This window comes from Paracoccus shandongensis (assembly GCF_017315735.1).
Classification (GTDB): domain Bacteria; phylum Pseudomonadota; class Alphaproteobacteria; order Rhodobacterales; family Rhodobacteraceae; genus Paracoccus; species Paracoccus shandongensis.
In genome coordinates, this window is sequence record NZ_JAFLRK010000019.1 from 1 (window position 1) to 22,492 (window position 22,492).

Genomic DNA, 22,492 nt, shown 5'->3' on the forward strand with positions numbered 1-22,492 from the left:
CTCGGGCAGGGGCGCGGCCTTGGCGGCCGGGGCAGGGGCGGCAGCCCCGGGTTGCGGCGGGCGGGCGCGCTTGCGTTGCTCGGCCTGGGCGCGGCGCAGCGCGCCGGACAGCAGCTCGCCCGCGGAAACCTGGCCATCCTCGCCCACGGGGGCGGCCTGGTCCGCCGCCTGCTGCAGATCCGCGATCAGCTTCAGAAGCGCCGCGTCGTCCAGCGCCTTCAAGGCCGCGCCGCGGCTGTTGCGGGTCAGGGCGCGCTGGTCATCCGTCAGCAGTTCCTGTTCCAGCTTGGTATGGTTGGGCATCGCTGTTCCCTCGGCACGCAGCCTGATTTTTGCGGCGGATGTTGAAAGAGATTTTCCGGTTTTGCAAACGGAAAGGCCCCGGAATCAACCGGGGCCAGGGCCTGCCGTCGGGGCCTGTGCCTTACTGCACGGCGCTTTCCACCGGCGAGTAGGTCGTGACCGGCGCCCCGCCGGGGGTCGAGATCGTGGTCACCGCATAGGGATCGGTCACCAGCGCCGTCGTGGGCGCGGCGGCCATCGCCGTGGGTGCGCCGGCCATGGCGGTCTGCGCCTGGTTGGCGGGCTGGACATAGCCTTCCGGCGTCTCGATCATCGGGCCTTCCAGGCGGATGCTTTCCTCCTGGCTGCGGACATGGACCGTCGTGCCGGTTTTCACCTGGGCGAACAGGTCGATGACATCCTGGTTGAACAGCCGGATGCAGCCCGCCGAGGTGGCCTTGCCGATCGACGACGGGTCCATCGTGCCGTGGATGCGGTAATAGGTGTCCTGCCCGCCTTCATAAAGATACAGCGCCCGCGACCCCAGCGGGTTGTGCATCCCGCCCGACAGCCCGCCCGCGAACTGGGCATACAGATCCGGCTGCGTGCGGATCATGTTGTCGGTGGGCCGCCACGACGGCCAGGCCGCCTTGCGCGCGATGGTCGCGGTCCCGGCGTAACCCGTGCCCGCCCGGCCCACGGCCACGCCATAGCGCATCGCCTGGCCGCCCGGCTGGACGTGATACAGCACGCGCGCATAGGGATCGACCACGATGGTGCCCGGCGCCTCGGGGCCGTTATAGGGCACCTGCTGGCGCTGGTTGCGCTCGTTCAGATAGGCGGCACGGACGGCGGGGATCTGGATCGGCTCTCCGTTCGGGCCGGAATCCGTGCGGGCCTGATAGGCTTCGGGCACCGTGGGATTGGCCAGCGTGATCGGCTGGCTGCTTCCACATGCGGCAAGCCCCAGGGCAACCGCCGTGAACAGGGTAACGAGACGCATCTTCATTCTTCCTTCATGGCACCGCCGCGGCACGGGCGGATCCGGTGCCGTCGGCGTGTGAATTTCGTCTTGATCGCCCCTGTGGCAGGCCAAGGGTGATTCGCGCTAGGTTTATCAGCCCGTCACATGCACCGGCGTCAAGCCTTGCGGCCCGCACCAGTGGACAGCAATCCCCGCATTGTGGCGAAAGGGCGGCAGTCCGTTCAAGATTGACTGACGGGGGAACAACTTGTCGTTTGCTTTGGTTTCATCGCCGCCACAAGGCCCCCCGTCCCGACCGCGATTGCACCGTGCCGCCCCGCTGGCTAGGCTGCACCCAAAGCCAGAGCGACCGTTCCCGTGACCGACCAGACAGCATCCCGGCCCCCGTCCCCTTCCGCGCTTGCCCCGTTCCGCTATCCCGATTTCCGCCTGCTGTGGGGGGCGACGCTGGTGTCGAACTTCGGCGGGCTGGTGCAGGCGGTGGGCGCGGCCTGGCTGATGACGCAACTGACCGACAGCGCCACGCTGATCGCGCTGGTGCAGGCCTCGAACACGCTGCCGATCATGCTGCTGGCGCTGGCGTCCGGCGCGCTGGCCGACATCTTCGACCGCAAGGCGATCCTGATGTTCGCGCAATGCTTCATGGCGGCCGTGTCGCTGGCGCTGGCCATCGTGGCCTGGCAAGGCTGGCTGACGCCCTGGCTGCTGCTGGTCTTCACCTTCCTGATCGGGGCGGGGCAGGCGCTCTATAACCCGCCCTGGCAGGCCAGCATGGGCGACCTGGTGCCGCGCGCCGATCTGCCCGCCGCCGTGACGCTGAACTCGGTCGGCTTCAACCTGATGCGCAGCGTGGGCCCGGCTGCGGGGGGCTTCATCGTGGCGGCCTTCGGGGCGGCGGCGGCCTTTGCCGTCAACGCGGCCAGCTATGTGCCGCTGCTGGGCGCGCTGCTGCGCTGGCGTCCCAACATCGCCCCCCGCACCGCCCCGCCCGAGGAGTTCCTGCCCGCCGTGGCCGCAGGCCTGCGCTATGTGCTGCTGTCCCCGAACCTGACGCGGGTGATCGGGCGCGGCGCGCTGTTCGGATTCGCCGCCGTGTCGGTGCTGGCGCTGCTGCCGCTGGTCGCCAAGGCCCACCCGGAAGGGGGGTCCATGCTGTTCGGGGGCCTTCTGGGCTGCTATGGCATCGGCGCGATCGCGGGGGCCGCGCTGAACCCGCGCATCCGGGCGCGGTTCAACAACGAAAACATCGTGCGCATGGCCTTTGCCGGGTTCGCGCTGTCGGCCATCGTGCTGGGCCAGACGCAGGCCATCTGGCTGCACGCGCTGGCGCTGCTGCCCGCGGGCGCGTCTTGGGTGCTGGCGCTTTCGCTGTTCAACGTCACCGTGCAGCTTTCCACCCCCCGCTGGGTCGTGGCCCGCGCCCTGGCGCTGTACCAGACGGCGACCTTCGGCGGCATGGCGGCGGGATCCTGGGTCTGGGGCAGCGTCGCGGGGGCGCATGGCCTGGGCGACGCGCTGACGGCGGCGGGCCTTGTGCTGCTGGCGGGGGCTGTTGTCGGCTTCTGGTTCAAGGTGCCGGAATTCGGCACCGCCGATCTGGATCCGGCCAACCGCTTCCGCGAACCGGCGCTGCGGCTGGATCTGCGCGGCCGGTCGGGACCGATCATGGTGATGGTGGATTACCGCATCGCGCAACAGGACACGGCCGAGTTCCTGCGCCTGATGGGCCTGCGCCGCAACATCCGCCGCCGCGACGGGGCGCGGAACTGGGCGCTGCTGCGCGATCTGGAACATCCCGACCTGTGGTCGGAAAGCTATCACATCGCCACCTGGGACGAATATGTCCGCCACAACCTGCGCCGCACGAAATCGGACGCGGAAATCACCGTGGCCCTGCGCGCCCTGCACCGGGGCGAGGGCGATCCCCTGGTCCACCGCATGATCGAGCGCCACAGCGTCGGCCCCGAGGACGACCTGCCCCTGATCGGCAAGATGGACGTGTAAGGAGAGCGCATGACCACGGCCCTGTTCACCCACCCTGACGCGGAACGCCACATCACGCCCCCCGGCCATCCCGAGCAGGTGGCACGTTATGGCGCCGTCATCGACGCGCTGGCCGACCTGGATCTGGACCGGCGAGAGGCCCCTCGGGCCGAGGAAGCCGAGATCCTGCGCTGCCATCCCTTGCGCTACCTGGACCGGATACGGGCAGCGGTCCCCGAGGACGGCTGGCAGATGCTGGATGCCGACACGCATCTGTCGCCCGGCAGCCTGGATGCCGCCTTGCGCGGCGTCGGCGGCGCGGTCGCCGCCGTCGATGCCGTTCTGGCGGGCGAGGTTGCCAATACCTTTGTCGCCATGCGCCCGCCCGGCCACCATGCGGAACGGGAAAAGCCGATGGGCTTCTGCATCTTCGGCAACGCGGCCATCGCAGCCATGCGGGCGCTGGACCATCACGGGCTGGACCGCGTGGCGGTGCTGGATTTCGACGTGCATCACGGCAACGGCACGCAGGCGCTGCTGTGGGACGATGCCCGCGCCTTTTTCGCATCGACCCACCAGATGCCGCTTTATCCCGGCACGGGGGCAGCGTCCGAACGGGGCGCGCACGGGCAGATGGTGAACGTGCCCCTGCGCCCCGGATCGGATGGCGCGGCGGGGCAGGCCGCCTGGCGCGACATCCTGGCGCAATGTCGTGAGTTCAATCCGCAACTGGTGATCGTCTCGGCGGGCTTTGACGCCCATGCCGCCGATCCGCTGGCGCAGCTTGAATGGCAGGACGCCGATTTCACCGCCATCACCCGCATGATCTGCGACATGGCGGCGGATCTCTCGGCCCCCGTGGTATCCTGCCTGGAAGGGGGCTATGATCTGGCGGCTTTGGGCCGGTCCACCCGCGCCCATGTCCAAGTGCTGCTGGAGGCCGGAACATGAACGACATCGCGACCATGAGCTTCGAGGAAGCCATGAAGGAGCTGGAGGCCACCGTCGGCAAGCTGGAAACCGGCGACGCGTCCCTGGACGAATCGATCCGCCTTTACGAACGCGGCGCCGCCCTGCGCCAGCATTGCGAGAAACGCCTGCGCGAGGCCGAGGACCGGGTGGAAAAGATCACCCTCGCGGCCAATGGCCAGCCCACGGGAACGGAACCGGCCGAGGGGCTGTGATGCAGTCACGGCTGACGGCGGTGAAGGCCCGGGTCCAGGCCGCGCTTGATGGTGCCATCGGTGCGCTGCCCCCGGGCGAGTTGCGCGACGCCATGGGTTATGCCTGCGCGGGCGGCAAGCGGATCCGGGCCTTTCTGGTGATGGAATCCGCCCGCCTGCACGGCGTGCCTGATGCCGCAGCCCTGCCAGTCGCGGCGGCGGTCGAGGCGCTGCACGCCTATTCCCTGGTCCATGACGACCTGCCCGCCATGGACAACGACGACCTGCGGCGCGGCCTGCCCACCGTCCATGTGAAATGGTCCGAGGCGACCGCCATCCTTGCGGGCGACGCGCTGCAATCGCTGGCCTTCGGGCTGCTGGCGGACCCTGCCCTTGATGCCGCCGCCACCCGCCGCCTGGTCGCGGCTTTCGCGCAGGCCGTGGGCGGGGCCGGGATGGTCTGGGGGCAGGCGCTGGACATCGCCGCCGAATCTGCTGCCCAACCGCTGACGCTGGGCCAGATCACCGAACTGCAAGGCGGCAAGACCGGCGCTCTGATCCGCTTTGCCGCCATGGCTGGGCCGCTGATCGCGGATGCCGATCCCGCCCCTTTGGCCGCCTATGCCGATGCGGTGGGCCTCGCCTTCCAGATCGCCGACGACATCCTGGACGTGACCGGCAACGAAGATGTGACCGGCAAGCGCGTGGGCAAGGACATGGCGGCGGGCAAGGCCACCTTCGTGTCCCTGCTGGGGCTGGAGGGCGCCCGGGCCGAGGCCGCGCGGCTGGCCGCCGCCGCCGATGCCGCCCTGGAACCCTATGGCGAGGGTGCCGGAAACTTGCGCCATCTGGCGCGTTTCGTTATCGAACGCGACACCTGAACGCCCGCCCGCAATGCCTGAAGGGGCCAGCCGATGACCGACCTGACCAAGACGCCGATCCTCGACCGGGTCAAGCTGCCCTCGGACATGAAGGCGCTGAGCGACCGGGAACTGCACCAGCTTGCCGACGAACTCAGGTCCGAAACCATCAGCGCGGTCAGCGTCACCGGCGGGCACCTGGGGGCGGGCCTTGGCGTGGTGGAACTGACCGTGGCGCTGCACGCGGTCTTTGACACCCCGCGCGACAAGATCATCTGGGACGTGGGCCACCAGTGTTACCCGCACAAGATCCTGACCGGCCGGCGCGACCGCATCCGCACCCTGCGCATGGGCGGCGGGCTGGCGGGGTTCACGAAACGCGCGGAAAGCCCCTATGACCCCTTCGGCGCGGGCCATTCCTCGACCTCGATTTCGGCGGCGCTTGGCTTTGCGGTGGCCCGCGACCTGGGCGGCGATCCGGGCGACGCCATCGCGGTGATCGGCGACGGCGCCATGAGCGCGGGCATGGCCTTCGAGGCGCTGAACAACGCGGGCCACCTGGGCAAGCGGCTGATCGTGATCCTGAACGACAACGAGATGTCCATCGCCCCGCCGGTGGGCGCGCTGTCGTCCTACCTGACCAGCCTTTACACCCGCCGCCCGTTCCAGGATCTGAAGGCCGCCGCCAAGGGCGCGGTGGGCCTCTTGCCGCCGCCTTTCCAGGAGGGCGCGCGCCGGGCCAAGGAAATGCTGAAGGGCATGACCATCGGCGGCACATTGTTCGAGGAACTGGGCTTTTCCTATATCGGCCCCGTCGATGGCCACGACCTGGACCAGCTTCTGCCCTTGCTGCGCACGGTGAAGGCGCGCGCGACCGGCCCGGTGCTGATCCATGCCGTGACCCGCAAGGGCAAGGGCTATGCGCCCGCCGAAAACGCCGCCGACCGGGGCCATGCCACGGGCAAGTTCGACATGGTGACGGGCGTGCAGGCCAAGGCCAAGTCGAACGCGCCCAGCTATACGGCGGTCTTTGCGCAGGCCCTGATCGACGAGGCCGGACGGGATGAGAAGATCGTCGGCATCACCGCCGCCATGCCGGACGGCACGGGGTTGAAGCAGTTCGCCGAACGCTTTCCGCGCCGGACCTTTGACGTGGGCATCGCCGAACAGCACGCCGTGACCTTTGCCGCGGGGCTGGCGGCGGGGGGCATGAAGCCCTTCTGCGCGATCTATTCGACCTTTTTGCAGCGCGGCTATGACCAGGTGGTCCATGACGTGGCGGTCCAGAACCTGCCCGTCCGCTTTGCCATCGACCGCGCGGGGCTGGTGGGCCAGGATGGGCCGACCCATGCCGGGGCCTATGACATCGCCTTCCTCGCGAACCTGCCCGGCATGGTGGTGATGGCCGCCGCCGACGAGGCGGAACTGATGCACATGGTCGCCACCGCCGCCGCCCACGACAGCGGCCCCATCGCCTTCCGCTTCCCGCGCGGCGAGGGCACCGGGGTCGAGATGCCGGAACGTGGTCAGGTGCTGGAAATCGGCAAGGGCCGCATCGTCCGCGAAGGCAAGGGCGTCGCGATCCTGTCCTTCGGCACCCGCCTGTCCGAGGCGGCGAAGGCCTGCGAATCGCTGGGGGCGCGCGGCATCACCCCCACCGTGGCCGATGCGCGTTTCGCCAAGCCGCTGGACCGCGACCTGATCCTGCGCCTGGCTGCGACCCATGACGCGCTGATCACGCTGGAGGAAGGCGCGGTCGGCGGCTTCGGCAGCCATGTCGCGCAGCTTCTGTCGGACGAAGGCATCTTCGACAGCGGTTTGCGCTTCCGGTCCATGGTCCTGCCCGACCGCTTCGTCGATCACGACGCGCCTTTCGCCATGTATGACAGCTCGGCGCTCAACGCCGCGCATATCGAGGCGAAGGTGCTGGAGGTCATGGGGATCGCGCAACTGGCGGGCAAGACCGCCTGACCGGGATCTGCCGCGAAAACGGGCAGCCTGCTGCGCAATCCCGCAGCGGTGCCGCTTCTTCTGCATTGCGGCACGGGATTTGCAGGCCGTCGCTGACACCTATCGCGATCAGGCGCAGTATTAACGCATGGGGCGAGTGATCCGGCCCCGATCCTCGACATCCGCCAGGGACCCGCCCCCTCCTCCCTGCGCAGTCTCTGGCGGTATCGCGGAATGAAAAAGGCGCGGGGTCTGCCCGCGCCTTTTGTGTTAGTGGACGGTCGCCTCGGGGCGGGGGCCTTCGCCCACGGCCCCCAGCTTGTGGCCCGCGCGGCCGATGCGGTTTTCCACGATCAGCCCCTCCGGCCCGGCGCTGACATGGACCGTCTGGCCGTCCAGAACCTCGCCCGACAGCAGCAGTTCGGCCAGCGGATCCTGCAAGGCGCGCTGGATCACCCGCTTCAGCGGACGCGCGCCGAAGACCGGGTCATAGCCCTGGTCGGCCAGCCATTTGCGCGCGCCCTCGTCCAGATCCAGCGTGATCTTGCGCCCCGCCAGACGCTGTTCCAGCCGCCGCAACTGGATGTTGACGATCCCGTCCATGTTGGCGCGGCTCAGCCGCCGGAAGATGATGATCTCGTCCAGGCGGTTCAGGAACTCGGGCCGGAAATGCGCCCGGACCGCCTCCATCACCTGTTGGCGGGCATCGGACGAATCCGACCCCTCGGGCAGATGCGACAGCGCCTGAGAGCCGAGGTTCGAGGTCAGGATGATCAGCGTCTGCTTGAAGTCCACCGTGCGGCCCTGGCCGTCGGTCAACTGCCCGTCGTCCAGCACCTGCAGCAGCACGTTGAAGACGTCCGGGTGGGCCTTTTCGACCTCGTCGAACAGGATCACCTGATAGGGACGCCGCCGCACGGCCTCGGTCAGCACGCCGCCCTCGTCATAACCGACATAGCCCGGAGGCGCGCCGATCAGCCGGGCCACGGAATGCTTTTCCATGAACTCGGACATGTCGATGCGGACCATCGCGGAATCGTCGTCGAACATGTATTCGGCCAGCGCCTTGGTCAGCTCGGTCTTGCCGACGCCGGTCGGGCCCAGGAACAGGAACGACCCCAGCGGGCGGTTCTCGTCGTTCAGGCCCGCGCGGGCGCGGCGGACGGCGTTGCTGACGGCCACCACGGCTTCCTGCTGGCCGATGACGCGGCGGCCTATCTGCTCCTCCATCTTCAGCAGCTTTTCCCGCTCGCCTTCCAGCATCTTGCTGGTGGGGATGCCGGTCCAGCGTTCGACCACCTCGGCGATCTGCTCGGGGCGGACGGCTTCCTCGACCATCAGCCCGTCGCCGCCGGTCTCGGCCTCGGCCAGCTGCTTTTCCAGGCCGGGGATGATGCCATAGGACAGTTCCCCCGCGCGGGCCAGGTTGCCCTCGCGCTTGGCCTGGTCCAGTTCGGCGCGCGCGCGGTCAAGCTGTTCCTTGAGGTTGCGCGATCCTTCCAGCTTGTCGCGTTCGGCCTGCCAGCGGGCGGTCATTTCCGCCGATTGCTGCTGCAATTCGGACAGATCCTTTTCCAGCCGTTCCAGCCGGTCGCGCGACGCGGCATCGTCTTCCTTTTTCAGCGCCTCGGCCTCGATCTGCAACTGCAGGATCTGGCGGTCAAGCTGGTCCAGCTCCTCGGGCTTGCTGTCCACCTCCATGCGCAGACGGCTGGCGGCCTCGTCCACAAGGTCGATGGCCTTGTCGGGCAGGAAGCGGTCGGTGATGTAGCGGTGGCTCAGCGTGGCGGCGGCGACCAGCGCCGCGTCGGAGATGCGGACGCCGTGGTGAAGCTCGTACTTCTCCTTGATGCCGCGCAGGATGCTGATCGTGTCCTCGACCGTCGGTTCCTGGATCATGACCGGCTGGAAGCGCCGGGCCAGGGCCGCGTCCTTTTCGATATACTTGCGGTATTCGTCCAGGGTGGTGGCGCCCACGCAATGCAGTTCGCCCCGCGCCAGCGCGGGCTTGATGAGGTTCGCGGCATCCATCGCGCCATCGGTCTTGCCCGCGCCGACCAGCACGTGCAACTCGTCGATGAACAGGATGATTTCCCCGGCAGCGGTCTCGATCTCCTTCAGGATGGCCTTCAGCCGTTCCTCGAACTCGCCTCGGTATTTCGCGCCCGCGATCAGCGCGCCCATGTCCAGCGCCATCAGACGCTTGTCGCGCAGGGATTCGGGCACGTCGCCATCGACGATGCGCAGGGCAAGGCCCTCGGCAATCGCGGTTTTCCCCACGCCGGGTTCGCCGATCAGCACCGGGTTGTTCTTGGTGCGGCGCGACAAAACCTGCATGGCGCGGCGGATTTCCTCGTCCCGGCCGATGATCGGGTCGATCTTGCCGTCGCGCGCGGCCTGCGTCAGGTCGCGGGCGTATTTCTCCAGCGCCTCATAGCTGTCCTCGGCGCTGGCCGAATCGGCGGTGCGGCCCTTGCGGATGTCGTTGATCGCGGCGTTCAGTTTCTGCGCGGTCACGCCGCCCGCCGTCAGCGCGTCGCGGGCATTGGTGTTGACCATCGCCAGCGCCATCAGGATGCGCTCGGCCGGCACGAAGCTGTCGCCCGCCTTCTTGGCGATCTGCTCGGCCTCGTCCAGCACGCGCACCAGCGAGGGGTCCACATAGACCTGGTTGTTGCCGCCCTTCACCTTGGGCAGCTTGGCCACGGCCGCATCGACGGCCTCTTTCACGCGGCGGGCATCGCCGCCCGCGCGGGTGATGAGGTTCGACGACAGCCCCTGGTCGTCGTCCATCAAGGCTTTCAAAAGATGTTCGGGGACGACCCGCTGGTTTTCCTCGCGGATCGCGATGGTCTGGGCGGCCTGCATGAAGCCGCGCGACCGCTCGGTGAACTTTTCCATGTTCATCGGCAATATACTCCTTCCACTAGCCCCCGTGTCGCAGGCGCCCGTCTGGCACGCCCCGGTCCGGGTCTTCGACTATCATCTGGGTAGTCTTGCGGCGCTTTCAAGCGGCTTGGCGATGTGCCATAACGCCGCGATTTCAGGAACAAGGGTGGCAGCATGGATGACCGGCTGATCGTGGCGCTGGACGTGCCGAACGCCGTGGCGGGGCTGGACCTGGCCGAAAGGCTGGGCGATGCCGTGGGCTTTTACAAGATCGGCCTGGGGATGCTGACCGGCGGCGGGCTGGCGCTGGCGCAGGAACTCAAGGACGAACAGGGCAAGCGCGTCTTCCTGGACATGAAGCTGTTCGACATCGGCGCCACGGTGGAAGCCGCCGTGCGCGGGCTGGCGCGGTTCGACCTGGATTTCCTGACCGTGCATGGCGATCCGCATGTGGTGCGCGCCGCCAAGGAAGGGGCAGGGGGGTCCGGCCTCAAGATCCTGGGCGTGACGGTCCTGACCTCGCTGGAACGCGCGGATCTGGACGCGGGGCTTATCCGGCCGGGCGACATCCACGACATCACCGTGGAACGCGCCGCCCGCGCCTTCGAGGCGGGCGCCGACGGCATCATCTGTTCCCCACGCGAGGCCGCGGCGATCCGCGCCCTGCCGGGATCGCGGCTGATCGTGACGCCGGGCGTGCGTCCGTCCGGGGCGGCGCTCGGCGATCAAAAGCGGGTGGAAACGCCCGCCAGCGCCATCGCCGCCGGGGCCGATCACATTGTCGTCGGGCGTCCCATCTGGCAGGCCGCCGATCCGCGCGCCGCAGCGCAGGCCATCATCGCGGAAATGCGCGGCTGATTGACCCGTCCCGCCATCCGCGCCACCTTGGGCCCGCAAGGGGGGGGCGCGCAATGGCGGACGACCGGGGGATTTCGCAAAAGGCGCATAACGACCTGGTGCTGTCCTTTCTGGCGGTCAGGCGCGCCATCGGGGCGCTTGGCTTCTTCCTGCCGCTGGCGCTGCTGGCCTATGGCCTGCTGGACGGCCAGCTTCTGACCAGCATCTCGGCCGCCTACTACACGCCCATGCGCGAGGTCTTCGTGGGCACCTTGACCGCGCAGGCGGTGTTCCTGTGGAGCTATGAGGGCTTTCGCCCCGATGCGGGCGACCTGGTCACGGACAAGGGCACGGCCCGGGTGGCGGCGGTGGCCATCGCGCTGGTGGCGCTGGCCCCGACCAGCCCCGCCGGGAAGGCCGGGGCCGGGGTGGATCCCGCCTGCACCCTGCTGCAATGCGCCCTGGGGCCGGGCCTGGCCGCGCAGGTGCATCTGGGCGCGGCGGCGGTGTTCTTCGGGGCGCTGGCGGTCTATTGCCTGGTGCTGTTCACGAAAGGCGCGGTCGACGGGGTGGAAAAGGACGCCTCGAACCGGATCTATCGCCTTTGCGGCTGGACCATCATCGCCAGCATCGCCCTGGTGGGGGTGCTGTTCGCGACCGGGCTGGAGACCCGGCTTGCGGCGCTGCGCCCGGTCTTCTGGCTGGAAACCGTGGCCACCTTCGCCTTTGCGACAAGCTGGATGGTCAAGGGCGACGCGCTGCGCCCGCTGGTGCGCGGGGTGGCGGCGCTGCGATGATCCCGGCCACCAGGTCGCGGAACTGCGGCACCGCGCGGGGATGGGCGGCGAAATCCCCCAGCGGCATCATCCGCCATGCCTGCCCCTCGTCTCCGAAACGGATCGCGGCGATGTTTCGGGCGGTCAATCGCCCCGTGAACAGCCAGGACCGCCAGCCGGGATGCTGGCGCGAGGCGAAGGGCCGCCCCGTCAGGCGCGACGGCGGCAGGGCCAGCCCGAACTCCTCGTGCAGTTCGCGCAGGGCGCATTCGACCGGCGATTCGCCGCCCTCGCGCCCGCCCCCGGGCAGATCCCAATGCGCCGGAAAGGGCAGGCCGGGCTTGTCGTCGCGCAGAAAGGTCAGCAGCCGCCCCCCATGCGTCAGGACCAGCTTGGCGCCGTGAAACGCGGCTTCTTCTTGGCCTGGATACCCATCCGCGCCCGCCGCCCGGGCCGTCATTCGCGGCTGCCCGGCCACACCCGCCGAAAGACCAGCCAGGCCACCGCCGACAGCAGCGCGGTGACGGCCAGCGTGACCGCCGGCCCCGCCGTCCACAGCCCGCCCAGCATCAGCACGCCCATCAGCCCGACCGAGGCCGCGAGCCCCATGAAGGCCCACCCCGGCACCAGCAGCTCCACCCCCGCCAGCAGGACGGCCGCGGCCAGCCACCACCAGCCGTTCATTGCGCGGCGATCCCGGCCTCGGTCGGGCCATCGGCCTCCAGCATGGCCAGCTTGCGAATCACCGACCCGAAGCGGGCGGCGAAACCGTCAAAGCCCGCATGGGGCGCGATGGCCTTTTCGTCCATGTAGAGCGAGCGGTCGATTTCCAGCTGCACCACATGGACGTTGTGGCAGGGCCGCCCGTAGGTCGAGCAGATATAGGCCCCCGCAAAGGGCGAATTGCGCCGGATGCGCCAGCCCTCGGCCTCGACGGCGGCGACGATGGCGTCCGAGACACGCGCGGCGGCCGAGATGCCGTGGCGGTTGCCCAGCACCATGTCGGGGCGCGGGCCGTGCAGATGGGCCAGCGCGTCATGGGGCATGGAATGCACGTCGATCAGGATCGCCTGGCCGAATCGCGACCGCGCCTCGGCGATCAGCGCGGCCAGCGCGCGGTGATAGGGGCGCCAATAGGCGTTGATGCGGCGCTCGGCCTCGGACCGCTCGATCGGGCGCTCCAGGATGGCGCGACCCTGCGAGACGACGCGCGGGATCACCCCAAGGCCCGCCAGCGTGCGCTGGTTCAGGGGGTGGCGCGGGACGCCGCGCACGACCAGGGGGTCGATCTCGTCGGGGGCGCGGTTGAGGTCCACGATGGCGCGCGGCACCTGGGCGCGAATCGTCACCGCGCCATGGCTGGGGGCGCCCGCGATCAGCCGGTCCACAAAGGCGTCCTCGGACGAGCGCAGCGTTTCGGGGGGCAGCTTCGTGCCTTCCAGGAACCAGGGGGGATAGATGCAGCCCGAATGCGGGGATCCGAAAATGACGCCGCTGAACCAATGGTCGGGCCGTTCGATCAGGACAGGCAGGTCGGATTCGGTCAAGTCAGACCCCGGCAGGCGGTTTCCTCGGGGGTCCATATAAGCCGGAATTTTCCTGATGCGATAGGGCTTGAAACCCCCGGGGGCCCCCTATATAGACACGCGGACCAAAGGCGGTTCGGGACACATCGAAAGGTGTCGACGGGATCACCCGAGGACGGGCGGTTAGCTCAGCGGTAGAGCACTACGTTGACATCGTAGTGGCCACTGGTTCGATCCCAGTACCGCCCACCATGTTTTCGCCGCCCCCGGCCGATGTCGGGGGCATTTCGTTTTCCTGCGGCTGCGGGCCGCGTGATGGAGAAAAACCGATGAAGGTTCGCAATTCGCTCCGCTCGCTGAAAAGCCGGCACCGCGACTGCCAGGTGGTGCGCCGCAAAGGCCGCATCTACGTGATCAACAAGACCAACCGCCGCTTCAAGGCCCGCCAGGGCTGATCCGGCCGCGATCACCGCGAAAACGAAACAAACCCGCCCGATGGCGGGTTTTTTCATGCCGGAACGCCGGAAGTTAACCGTTTGCTAACAAAGCATTTGGTTAACACGCCTTAAGGTTGTATTGGTGCCCCCAGGTATTTTGCAACGTTTCTGCGGGGTCGTGTCATGTTCGTGCTTGCCAGTCTGATGGCGCTTGCCGCGGCGGGGGCCGCGCTGGACCTGACCTCCACCGCCAGCCGCGACGTGGATGACGACGACCCCGAGGATCTGCCCCCCACCCTGGGCGAGCCCGACAGGGGCGAGGTCGGCGACATCAGCGCCGGCACATCCGAGGAGGGCGGGGCCGATCCCGCGCCCGGGCCGGACGTGACCGGGCCCCCGGTGGCCGAGGAAAACCCCGACGACGAGCTGATCGAGGGCGGGCCCGAGGCCGAGGATCTGTTCGGCGGCGCGGGCAACGACACCATCGAGGCCGGGGCGGGCGACGACTGGGTGCAGGGCGACGGCAGCTATGACGCCGCGGGCGACGACGAGATCCGCGGCGGCGCGGGCGCCGATTCGCTGGCCGGGCAGGGCGGCGACGACATCATCTGGGGGGATGAGGGCGCCGACACCGTTTACGGCGGCGAAGGCCAGGACACGCTGTTCGGCGGGTCTGGAAACGACTGGCTGTCGGGCAACGATGGCGACGACCTGCTGGTCTCGGGCGGCGGGGCCGACGACCTGGACGGCGGGCGCGGCAACGACCACCTGGTGGGCGACGACGATCCCGACACCGTCTGGATGCACGGGGGCGTGGGCGCCGATACCCTGGCCCCGGGCGCGGGCGATTTCGCCGAAGGGCAGGACGGCGCCGACCAGTTCGTGCTGCAACAGGCGCCCGGCCAGCTGCCCGTGATCGCCGATTTCGACGCGCGCGAGGACCAGATGGTGCTGCACCTGCCCGACAGCATCGCGGGGGACGCCCGGATCGATCTGGCCGAGGACAAGGACGGCACGGTGCTGATCACCGTCAACGGCGAGGCCATCGGCCGGATGCTGCAAAGCGGCGGGCTCGTGGCCCGGGACATCCTGGTGGTCCGGCTGCCCGGCTGACGATTTCCCTTTCCTTGCGGGTGCTTTTCCCCTATAGGCGCGCATCCGTCCCGGCCTTGCCCGGGCGGACACTCCACGGGCCCGTGCTGGACGACATCCCGGCCTGCGCCATAACCCCTTTCCTGAAAGGAGATCCCGATGTCGATCACCGTCGAAGAAAAAGCCCGCGTCATCCAGGAATTCGGCACCAAGGCCGGCGACACCGGCTCGGCCGAGGTTCAGGTCGCGATCCTGTCCTCGCGCATCGCCACCCTGACCGAGCATTTCAAGACCCACAAGAAAGACAACCACTCGCGCCGTGGTCTGCTGAAGCTGGTCGCGCAGCGCCGCAAGCTGCTGGACTATCTGAAGAAGAAGGACGAAGCCCGCTACACCGACCTGATCGGCAAGCTGGGCCTGCGCCGCTGATCGCAGCCGGTTGACGAATGGAACGCCCGTGGCCCCTGGCCGCGGGCGTTTTGCCGTGCGGATGCCTAAAATCTTCGGCACTGTTTTCTGGACGGTTAAGGGAAAATTAAGAACTGTTCACGTGTCACCACAAGGAGATGCGCGAATGGTACTTGGTATTCTCAACAAAGCTGTGTCGGGCCTGCTGGGGGGCGGAATCCTGCCGTCCACGGCGGCCGCACCCGCCCAGGCCAATGCCGCCGCCCGGGCCGCCCAGGCGGCGGCCAAGCAAGCCAGCCAGACGGCAGAACCGGCGTCCGGCGCCACCCCGGGCGTGGTCTTCGACCTGTCCCCGGCGGCCTTGCAGGCGGTGGCGGCGGCTTCCGCCGCCCCGGACAGCCAGGCCAGCGCCCCTGCGGCCACGGCGGCGGTGCCCGAGGCGCCGCCTCCCTTCCTGCCCGCGGCCCTGACCATCGCCGCCCAGATCGCTGCCCTGCAGGCTTCCCAGGCCGAACCGGAAGCCGGGGCAGCCGCCGCCACTGCCCTGTCGGTCACGGCCACCCCGACCTTGTCCGCAAGCGGCGAGGTTCAGGAAACCGCCACCACTGCATCCACCGCCAAGGCCGAGGAGGCAACGGACCCCGACGAGGAAGCCCGCGCCCGCGCCCATGCCATCCAGGCGCAGGAACGCGAGCAGGTGCTGAGCCTTGTCGAGCAACTGTCCGAGGCCAGGGCCGATCCCCTGGCCGCGCTGACCGCCCCGGCCGAGGAGGCCGCAGCCGACGGCAAGGCGGCAGACCTGGCCGCCTGAGGCCGGGACAGGCCCGCATGACATCCGGGGCGGCGGAGCATCGGTTCCGCCGCCCCTGGTCTTTCGGGCGGCCCTGCGGCATCGCCGCCCGGCCCGCCCCCCGCCGATGCGCCTTGCCGCTTCCCAAAGCCCTTGTTTTCCTGTAATGGCCCGCCATCTGTGACGTGACGCCCCAAGCCCCGGGGCACATGCAAAGGATAGGGGCGGCGGCAATGGGGCCGCCATAGGACACGGGCGCGAACCAGAAGGCTGGCGCGGCCCAGAGGAAACCAGATGTTTGACGAAGTGAAGAAATCCATCCAGTGGGGCCAGGAAACGCTCACGCTGGAAACGGGCAAGGTTGCCCGTCAGGCCGACGGCACGGTCATCGCCACCCTGGGCGAGACCAGCGTCATGGCCAACGTGACCTTCGCGAAGGAACCCAAGCCCGGGCAGGACTTCTTCCCGCTGACGGTTCACTATCAGGAAAAATACTATGCCGCCGGCAAGATCCCCGGCGGTTTCTTCAAGCGCGAGGCGCGCCCTACCGAAAAGGAAACGCTGACCGCGCGCCTGATCGACCGGCCCTGCCGCCCGCTGTTCGCGCCGGGCTTCAAGAACGAAACCCTGGTGATGTGCACGGTGCTGTCGCATGACCTGGTCAACGACCCCGACATCGTGGCGATGATCGCGGCATCCGCCGCGCTGACCATTTCCGGCGTGCCCTTCATGGGTCCGATCGGCGCTGCCCGCGTGGGCTTTGCCAACGGCCAATACGTGCTGAACCCCGAGGTCCAGGACATGGACCAGCTGCGTTCCAACCCGGAACAGCGCCTGGATCTGGTCGTCGCGGGCACCAAGGACGCCGTGATGATGGTCGAATCCGAGGCCTACGAGCTGACCGAGGAGGAGATGCTGGGCGCCGTCAAGTTCGGCCACGAGCAGATGCAGCCTGTGATCGACCTGATCATCGACCTGGCCGAAGCCGCCGCCAAGGAACCCTTCGACTTCCAGTCCCCCGATTACAGCGCGCTTTACGCCCGCGTGAAATCGCTGGGCGAAACGGACATGCGCGCGGCCTATGCCCTCATCGACAAGGCCGAGCGTCGTGACGCCATCCAGGCGGTGCGCGAAAAGGTCGTGGCCAGCCTGTCGGAAGAAGAACTGGCCGATCCGAACCTGGGCTCGGCGCTGAAGAAGCTGGAATCGGGCATCCTGCGCGGCGACGTGATCAACGGCGGCGCCCGCATCGACGGCCGCGACACCCGCACCGTCCGCGCCATCGAAAGCGAAGTGGGCATCCTGCCGCGCACGCACGGGTCCGCCCTGTTCACCCGGGGCGAGACGCAGGCCCTGGTCGTGACCACGCTGGGCACCGGCGATGACGAACAGATCATCGACGCGCTGCACGGCAACTTCCGCTCGAACTTCCTGCTGCACTACAACTTCCCGCCCTATTCGGTGGGCGAGGTGGGCCGCGTGGGCTCGCCCGGCCGCCGCGAGATCGGCCATGGCAAGCTGGCCTGGCGCGCGCTGCAGGCGGTGCTGCCCGCCCCGACCGACTTCCCCTACACCATCCGCGTCGTGTCCGAGATCACGGAATCGAACGGCTCGTCGTCCATGGCCTCGGTCTGCGGCGGCTCGCTGTCGATGATGGATGCGGGCGTGCCGCTGAAGGCGCCGGTCGCGGGCGTCGCCATGGGCCTGATCCTGGAGGACGACGGCAGGTATGCGGTCCTGACCGACATCCTGGGGGATGAGGATCACCTGGGCGACATGGACTTCAAGGTCGCCGGCACCGCCGAGGGCATCACCTCCCTGCAGATGGACATCAAGGTCCAGGGCATCACGCCCGCCATCATGGAGCAGGCCCTGGCGCAAGCCAAGGAAGGCCGCCTGCACATCCTGGCCGAGATGGGCAAGGCCCTGACCGAGGGCCGCCGCGAGTTCAGCGCCCACGCCCCGCGCATCGAGACGATGCAGATCCCCACAGACAAGATCCGCGAAGTGATCGGCTCGGGCGGCAAGGTGATCCGCGAGATCGTCGAGGTGTCGGGCGCCAAGGTCGATATCAACGACGACGGCACCATCAAGATCGCCTCGGCCAACGCCGATTCGATCAAGAAGGCCTATGACATGATCTATTCGATCGTGGCCGAGCCCGAGGAAGGCAAGATCTACACCGGCAAGGTCGTCAAGCTGGTCGATTTCGGCGCCTTCGTGAACTTCTTCGGCAAGCGCGACGGCTTGGTCCACGTATCCCAGATCGCGGCCAAGCGCCTGAACCACCCGAACGAGATCCTCAAGGAAGGCCAGGAGGTCAAGGTCAAGCTTCTGGGCTTCGACGACCGCGGCAAGGTCCGCCTGGGCATGAAGATGGTGGACCAGCAGACCGGCGAGGAAATCACCGAGGCCAAGGAAGAAGCGGCCGAAGGCTGATTCTTTTCGCGACATCGAAAAGCCCCGGCATGTCCGGGGCTTTTTCATGCCTTTTACGACAGGATGTTCCGGTGCAGACGGACTGGCCGATTCTCATATTGACCCTGCAAGGCGACGAGGCGCGCCGCCAGCCCTTGCTGGACCAACTTGCCGCAATGGGCTTGTCCTGGCGCCTGATATACGGTGTCGATGGGCGGCAGGGCCTGCCCAACGACTGTCTGCCGCTGATCGACCGCGAGGCGGCGCGGGGTCGCATGAAACGGCCCATGACGGATGCGGAATTCGCCTGCGCCTTGTCGCATCGCCGGATCTGCGAAATCATTCTGGACGAAGGCCTTGCCGGTGCGCTTGTGCTTGAGGATGATGCGATCCTGACCCCGGACTTTGCCGACTTTCTGCAGGCGGGGTTTCACAGGACGGAAACATTGGCCTTGCTGTATCATTATTCGGGGCGCGCCTTGCCCTGGCAGCGCAGAAAGGCCGGGCGCTGGCTGATGCATCGGCCGACGCGGCGGGCATCGGGCTGCACCGCCTATACGCTGTCCCGCCATGCGGCGCGGGACATTCTGCGCGCGACGACGCCGGTCGCTTGTGTCTCGGACTGGCCCGTGGACCTGTATGAAACAAAGGCATGGCTGGTCACGCCCCAGATCGTGCGTCATCCCCCGCCGGGGGAGGGGCCTTCGCATCTGGACAAGGACCGGGCTGCCGCAGAGAGGCAGACGGTTCGCGAGAAAAAGAACCCCGCCCGTTTCCTGAAGGCCCGATACTATCGCGGCCTGATCCGGCGCAGGCTGGCGCGCCCGGTGGATGGCTAGGATGACCCCTTCGGATTACATGGCCAGGGCGGGGCTGTCATTCTGCCCGCTGCCCGAGGTTTTAGCCGATCCGCAGGGCAGGATCATCGCGCATCTGCGCCGCCCCGGTGCCGCCGACCTTGCCTGCACGGCCGATCTGCGCGGTGAAATCGCGCTTTACGAAACGCCGCAGGGCGAGCCGCCGCTGTTCGTGTCCTATTACACCACCGACACCCCCTATGAGGCGCTGGCCGCCGACCTGCGCGCCTCCCTGGACCACCATGGCCTGCCGCACCGGATCGAGCCTGTGGCCTCGCGCGGGTCATGGGTCGCCAATACCGGGCTGAAGGCGCGGGTGATCGAAACGGCCTGGCGCGAAAGCGGCCGTCCGATCTGCTGGATCGACGCCGATGCCGCGATCCTGCGCCCGCCCGCCTTCCTGATGGGCAATCCCTTCGACGTGGCCTTTGTCCGCCGCGGCGGGTGGGAGGATATTTCCTATCTCATCTACCTGAACACGGCCCCGGCGGTGGGCAGGATGCTGGCCGAATGGGTGCGGCTGTGCGACGAATACCCGCATGTCTGGGACCAGGTGCTGTTCAGCCTGGCCTGGTTCCGCACCGCCCGCGACACGGATCTGGCAAGCCAGTGGCTGAACAGCGGCATATCCCGCACGCCCCGCCCCGGGATCCGCGACCTGAGGGACCGGGTGTTCTATTACCCCTTTGGCCGCAAGATCCGGCCCTTCATCGACCAGAAGCAGGCCTCGCGCCAGCTCAAGGCCTATGTGAACGCCTCGGCCCGGCGCAAGGACGAGATCGGCACCGACGATCTGAGCGCGGGCTATCGCGCCGCGCTTGCGGGATATGATTTCAGCTTCGATCCGCGCCTGGACGCGGTCGTCTCGCGGCGGGGCTGAGGTGGTCAGGCGCCGGAAATCCCGCATCGAGCGGTTCTTCTCGCTCAACCAGCACCGTAAACGCTGGGGGGCGCGGCGGCATCTTGCCGGGGATCCCGATCTGGCCGCGATGCGCGACCGCATCGTCGCGGCGGGCGAGGCGGTGCAGACGCGCGGTTCGGACAAGTCGCTGGACCGCCACCTGGCGAACCTGAGGGCCGAGTTTTCCGGCCAGCCCGAGCTTCTTCTGCATCACGCGACCCTGATCGTGCTGATCCGGCGCGAGGTGCGGCTGCCGGAAAGCCTGGCCCGGTTCTTCGCGCTGTGGACGCAAGAGGCGGATTTTTTGTGCCGTCACCTGAACCTGCGCTGGCTGATTTCCGCGGCGGACACCTTTGCGGATCATGGCCCCGACCCGCAGGCGCGCGCCATCGGCATGATGGCCTCGCTGCTGGGCAATACCGTGAAGATCGGCGAATCCGACCGCTATATCCACGGGGCCGAGTCGCTGGCGCCGATGCCGGACCGGATCGACAGGCTGCAAACCGACCTGGTTCCGCTGTTCGAGGGCACCTCGGTCTTTACTGTCGGCACGGACGACACGCTGCGCAACATGTATTGGCGGCTGGAGCCGTTCTTCGCCGCCGAACCTGCGGGGATGATCCTGAAGACCGTCTATGACCGGATGCAGGTGAACGACACGGCCTTTGCGCGCCTGCGTGCGCTGCACCACCGCGACCGGACCGGCTGGTGGGACGACGGGGCAGGGTCGCCCTGATGCAGCTTCCCGTTTACCTGATCAACCTGGACGGCTCGGAGGACCGGCTGCGTTCGGCCACCCGCCAGCTGGACGATGCGGGCATCCCCTTTGAACGCGTCCCGGCCTTCGACGGCAGGGCGCTGCGGGTCGAGGAGTTTCCCGGTTACGATCCCGTGGGCACGATGGCCTATATGGGCCGTCCCCTGCGCGGGGGCGAGATCGGCTGTTACCTCAGCCACCTGGACTGCGCGCGCCGCGTTCTGGACAGCGGCGCGGCCCGGGGCCTGGTGTTCGAGGACGACATGCAGCTGAAGCCCGGCTTTGCCGAAGGGCTGCGCGTCGTTCTGGACTGGCTGGACGAACATCCGGACTGGGATCTGGTCAACCTGGGTTCCCCCCAGCACAAGATCTATACCCCGGTCCTGGGGTTCGATGTCGCGGGGCGGCATCACGACCTGACCCGCGCCCATTATTTTCCCATGACCGCCACCGCGCTGATCTGGTCGCGGCAGGGGGCCGAAACCTTTGTGCGCACGCATGACCGCATCACCCGGGGCGTGGACAATCATTTCCGCCACTGGCTGACCCGCAGCGACCGGGGCTTGGCGGTCTGGCCGCCCCTGGTCACGACCACCGGCGCGGAAAGCGACATTGAGGACGGCAAGGGCAAGCGGTCGGCGGAAGGGCGGCATCCGCTTTACGGGCTGATCAAGCAGCGCCGCCAGATCGTGAACAAGCTGTTCGCCTGGCGGCACAAGCGCGACCTGGCGCGGCGGCAGAGGGCCGCAAAGGGCGCGGCCCCCCGGTCCTGATCACGCCGGATCCCTGGCGAACCGCAGATAGGGCAGCTTGATGTCCAGGGGGCCGTACCGCTCCTCGGCCGCCTTGTCGTCCAAGGCCAGCGCCACGATCACGTCCTGGCCCGGCACCCAGTTGGCGGGCGTGGCGATGGGCACGCCGTCGGTCTTCTGCACCGCATCCAGCGCCCGCAGGATTTCCGCGAAGTTGCGGCCGATGGACATCGGATAGGTCATGGTCAGCCGCACCTTCTTGTCGGGCCCGATGATGAACACGCTGCGCACGGTCGCCGAATGGGCGGGCGTGCGCCCCTCGGTTGGCAGGTAATGATCAGCGGGCAGCATGTCATAGGCCTTGGCCACGGTCAGGTCGCGGTCGTCTATCATCGCGAAATCGGCCGGGACGCCCGCCACCTGTTCGATGTCGCGCTTCCACTTGCCATGATCCTCGACCGAATCGACCGAAACGCCCAGCACCTTGGTGTTCCGCTTCTCGAATTCCGGGACCAGTTGCGCCACGGCGCCGAATTCGGTCGTGCAGACCGGCGTGAAGTCGCGCGGATGGCTGAAGATGACGGCATAGCTGTCGCCCAGCCAGTCGTGAAAGCGGATCTCGCCTTCGGTCGAGGGGGCGGTGAAGTCGGGGGCGATGTCGTTGATGCGCAGGGACATGGGTGTCCTTTCAAGTGGTTGCCGCAGGCAGAATAGGTCAAACGACCGGGAATGCCAGAGGTTTATCGACATAGATGGTCGAGATTTAAGAAGGCTTGCACCCGCCCCGCCGCCGCTTCACCTTGTGCAGGAAAAGGGATGGAGGGGATCG

At 68.0% G+C, this 22,492-nt stretch carries 22 protein-coding genes, 1 tRNA gene and 1 pseudogene; 17 read left to right on the plus strand and 7 right to left on the minus strand.

Annotation, left to right across the window (positions count from 1 at the left end):
- Both JX613_RS12295 and JX613_RS12300 read right to left on the minus strand, forming a co-directional pair.
- Nucleotides 1-303, minus strand: a pseudogene (locus tag JX613_RS12295) (hypothetical protein); the annotation flags it as partial.
- A gap of 121 nt (nt 304-424) precedes the next feature.
- Nucleotides 425-1,285 carry a L,D-transpeptidase gene (locus JX613_RS12300; protein ID WP_207101759.1) on the minus strand — a complete coding sequence of 287 codons (861 nt, stop codon included), beginning with the start codon at nt 1,283-1,285 and terminating at the stop codon, nt 425-427.
- Between the two features lie 339 nt (nt 1,286-1,624).
- On the opposite strand from JX613_RS12300, the gene JX613_RS12305 reads away from it, so the two are divergent.
- Genes JX613_RS12305 through dxs form a run of 5 tightly spaced genes read left to right on the plus strand, consistent with a single transcriptional unit; the run spans nt 1,625 to nt 7,244 of the window.
- Nucleotides 1,625-3,271, plus strand: a complete 1,647-nt coding sequence (locus JX613_RS12305; protein ID WP_207101760.1) for an MFS transporter — start codon at nt 1,625-1,627, stop codon at nt 3,269-3,271.
- A 9-nt stretch (nt 3,272-3,280) separates the two neighbouring features.
- The gene (locus tag JX613_RS12310) at nt 3,281-4,201 is read left to right on the plus strand and encodes a histone deacetylase family protein (RefSeq protein ID WP_207101761.1); all 921 of its coding nucleotides are present in this window, start codon (nt 3,281-3,283) and stop codon (nt 4,199-4,201) included.
- Nucleotides 4,198-4,434, plus strand: coding sequence for an exodeoxyribonuclease VII small subunit (locus tag JX613_RS12315; protein WP_154764573.1), 237 nt, complete (start codon nt 4,198-4,200; stop codon nt 4,432-4,434). Before JX613_RS12310 ends, JX613_RS12315 begins: the two co-directional genes overlap by 4 nt.
- Nucleotides 4,434-5,294, plus strand: a complete 861-nt coding sequence (locus JX613_RS12320; protein ID WP_207101762.1) for a polyprenyl synthetase family protein — start codon at nt 4,434-4,436, stop codon at nt 5,292-5,294. Before JX613_RS12315 ends, JX613_RS12320 begins: the two co-directional genes overlap by 1 nt.
- A gap of 33 nt (nt 5,295-5,327) precedes the next feature.
- Nucleotides 5,328-7,244, plus strand: a complete 1,917-nt coding sequence (gene dxs, locus JX613_RS12325) for a 1-deoxy-D-xylulose-5-phosphate synthase (RefSeq protein WP_207101763.1) — start codon at nt 5,328-5,330, stop codon at nt 7,242-7,244.
- A 249-nt stretch (nt 7,245-7,493) separates the two neighbouring features.
- Here the strand turns inward: dxs and clpB are convergent, their stop codons facing one another.
- Nucleotides 7,494-10,130 carry an ATP-dependent chaperone ClpB gene (clpB, locus tag JX613_RS12330; protein ID WP_207101764.1) on the minus strand — a complete coding sequence of 879 codons (2,637 nt, stop codon included), beginning with the start codon at nt 10,128-10,130 and terminating at the stop codon, nt 7,494-7,496.
- A 156-nt stretch (nt 10,131-10,286) separates the two neighbouring features.
- Between clpB and pyrF the strand changes: the two genes are divergently transcribed.
- Nucleotides 10,287-10,970, plus strand: a complete 684-nt coding sequence (gene pyrF / locus JX613_RS12335) for an orotidine-5'-phosphate decarboxylase (RefSeq protein WP_207101765.1) — start codon at nt 10,287-10,289, stop codon at nt 10,968-10,970.
- A gap of 53 nt (nt 10,971-11,023) precedes the next feature.
- Nucleotides 11,024-11,746, plus strand: a complete 723-nt coding sequence (locus JX613_RS12340) for a hypothetical protein (RefSeq protein ID WP_207101766.1) — start codon at nt 11,024-11,026, stop codon at nt 11,744-11,746.
- On the opposite strand, the gene JX613_RS12345 is transcribed toward JX613_RS12340, so the two are convergent.
- Genes JX613_RS12345 through JX613_RS12350 form a run of 3 tightly spaced genes read right to left on the minus strand, consistent with a single transcriptional unit; the run spans nt 11,694 to nt 13,272 of the window.
- Nucleotides 11,694-12,185, minus strand: a complete 492-nt coding sequence (locus JX613_RS12345; RefSeq protein WP_237168541.1) for an NUDIX hydrolase — start codon at nt 12,183-12,185, stop codon at nt 11,694-11,696. The genes JX613_RS12340 and JX613_RS12345 overlap by 53 nt on opposite strands.
- A complete protein-coding gene (locus JX613_RS19955) occupies nt 12,182-12,409 on the minus strand; it encodes an NfeD family protein (protein WP_237168542.1) in 228 nt (75 codons plus the stop codon). Before JX613_RS19955 ends, JX613_RS12345 begins: the two co-directional genes overlap by 4 nt.
- Nucleotides 12,406-13,272 carry an N-formylglutamate amidohydrolase gene (locus tag JX613_RS12350; protein WP_237168543.1) on the minus strand — a complete coding sequence of 289 codons (867 nt, stop codon included), beginning with the start codon at nt 13,270-13,272 and terminating at the stop codon, nt 12,406-12,408. The genes JX613_RS19955 and JX613_RS12350 overlap by 4 nt, the downstream gene beginning before the upstream one ends.
- Nucleotides 13,273-13,428: 156 nt before the next feature.
- Between JX613_RS12350 and JX613_RS12355 the strand changes: the two genes are divergently transcribed.
- The 10 genes from JX613_RS12355 (at nt 13,429) to JX613_RS12400 (ending at nt 21,684) form a co-directional block, all read left to right on the plus strand.
- Nucleotides 13,429-13,503: transfer RNA gene (locus tag JX613_RS12355), tRNA-Val, on the plus strand.
- Nucleotides 13,504-13,580: 77 nt separating this feature from the next.
- Nucleotides 13,581-13,706, plus strand: coding sequence for a type B 50S ribosomal protein L36 (gene ykgO / locus JX613_RS12360; protein ID WP_042245282.1), 126 nt, complete (start codon nt 13,581-13,583; stop codon nt 13,704-13,706).
- 165 nt (nt 13,707-13,871) lie between these two features.
- Complete coding sequence (locus JX613_RS12365) at nt 13,872-14,801, plus strand: calcium-binding protein (protein ID WP_207101769.1); 930 nt, start codon at nt 13,872-13,874, stop codon at nt 14,799-14,801.
- Between the two features lie 138 nt (nt 14,802-14,939).
- The gene (rpsO, locus tag JX613_RS12370) at nt 14,940-15,209 is read left to right on the plus strand and encodes a 30S ribosomal protein S15 (RefSeq protein WP_207101770.1); all 270 of its coding nucleotides are present in this window, start codon (nt 14,940-14,942) and stop codon (nt 15,207-15,209) included.
- Nucleotides 15,210-15,354: 145 nt separating this feature from the next.
- Entirely contained in the window at nt 15,355-15,999 is a 645-nt protein-coding gene (locus tag JX613_RS12375) for a hypothetical protein (RefSeq protein WP_207101771.1), read from the plus strand.
- A 273-nt stretch (nt 16,000-16,272) separates the two neighbouring features.
- Nucleotides 16,273-18,417, plus strand: a complete 2,145-nt coding sequence (gene pnp, locus JX613_RS12380) for a polyribonucleotide nucleotidyltransferase (protein WP_207101772.1) — start codon at nt 16,273-16,275, stop codon at nt 18,415-18,417.
- A 29-nt stretch (nt 18,418-18,446) separates the two neighbouring features.
- The gene (locus tag JX613_RS12385; RefSeq protein WP_272874533.1) at nt 18,447-19,235 is read left to right on the plus strand and encodes a glycosyltransferase family 25 protein; all 789 of its coding nucleotides are present in this window, start codon (nt 18,447-18,449) and stop codon (nt 19,233-19,235) included.
- 1 nt (nt 19,236) lies between these two features.
- Nucleotides 19,237-20,133 carry a hypothetical protein gene (locus JX613_RS12390; RefSeq protein WP_207101774.1) on the plus strand — a complete coding sequence of 299 codons (897 nt, stop codon included), beginning with the start codon at nt 19,237-19,239 and terminating at the stop codon, nt 20,131-20,133.
- Nucleotide 20,134: 1 nt separating this feature from the next.
- On the plus strand, nt 20,135-20,890 hold the full coding sequence (locus JX613_RS12395; protein ID WP_336512302.1) for a hypothetical protein: 756 nt from the start codon (nt 20,135-20,137) through the stop codon (nt 20,888-20,890).
- The gene (locus JX613_RS12400) at nt 20,890-21,684 is read left to right on the plus strand and encodes a glycosyltransferase family 25 protein (RefSeq protein ID WP_207101776.1); all 795 of its coding nucleotides are present in this window, start codon (nt 20,890-20,892) and stop codon (nt 21,682-21,684) included. Before JX613_RS12395 ends, JX613_RS12400 begins: the two co-directional genes overlap by 1 nt.
- On the opposite strand, the gene JX613_RS12405 is transcribed toward JX613_RS12400, so the two are convergent.
- Nucleotides 21,685-22,341: a peroxiredoxin gene (locus tag JX613_RS12405; protein ID WP_207101777.1), complete on the minus strand. Its 657-nt coding sequence runs from the start codon at nt 22,339-22,341 to the stop codon at nt 21,685-21,687. It lies immediately after the preceding gene.
- Between the last annotated feature and the right edge of the window lie 151 nt (nt 22,342-22,492).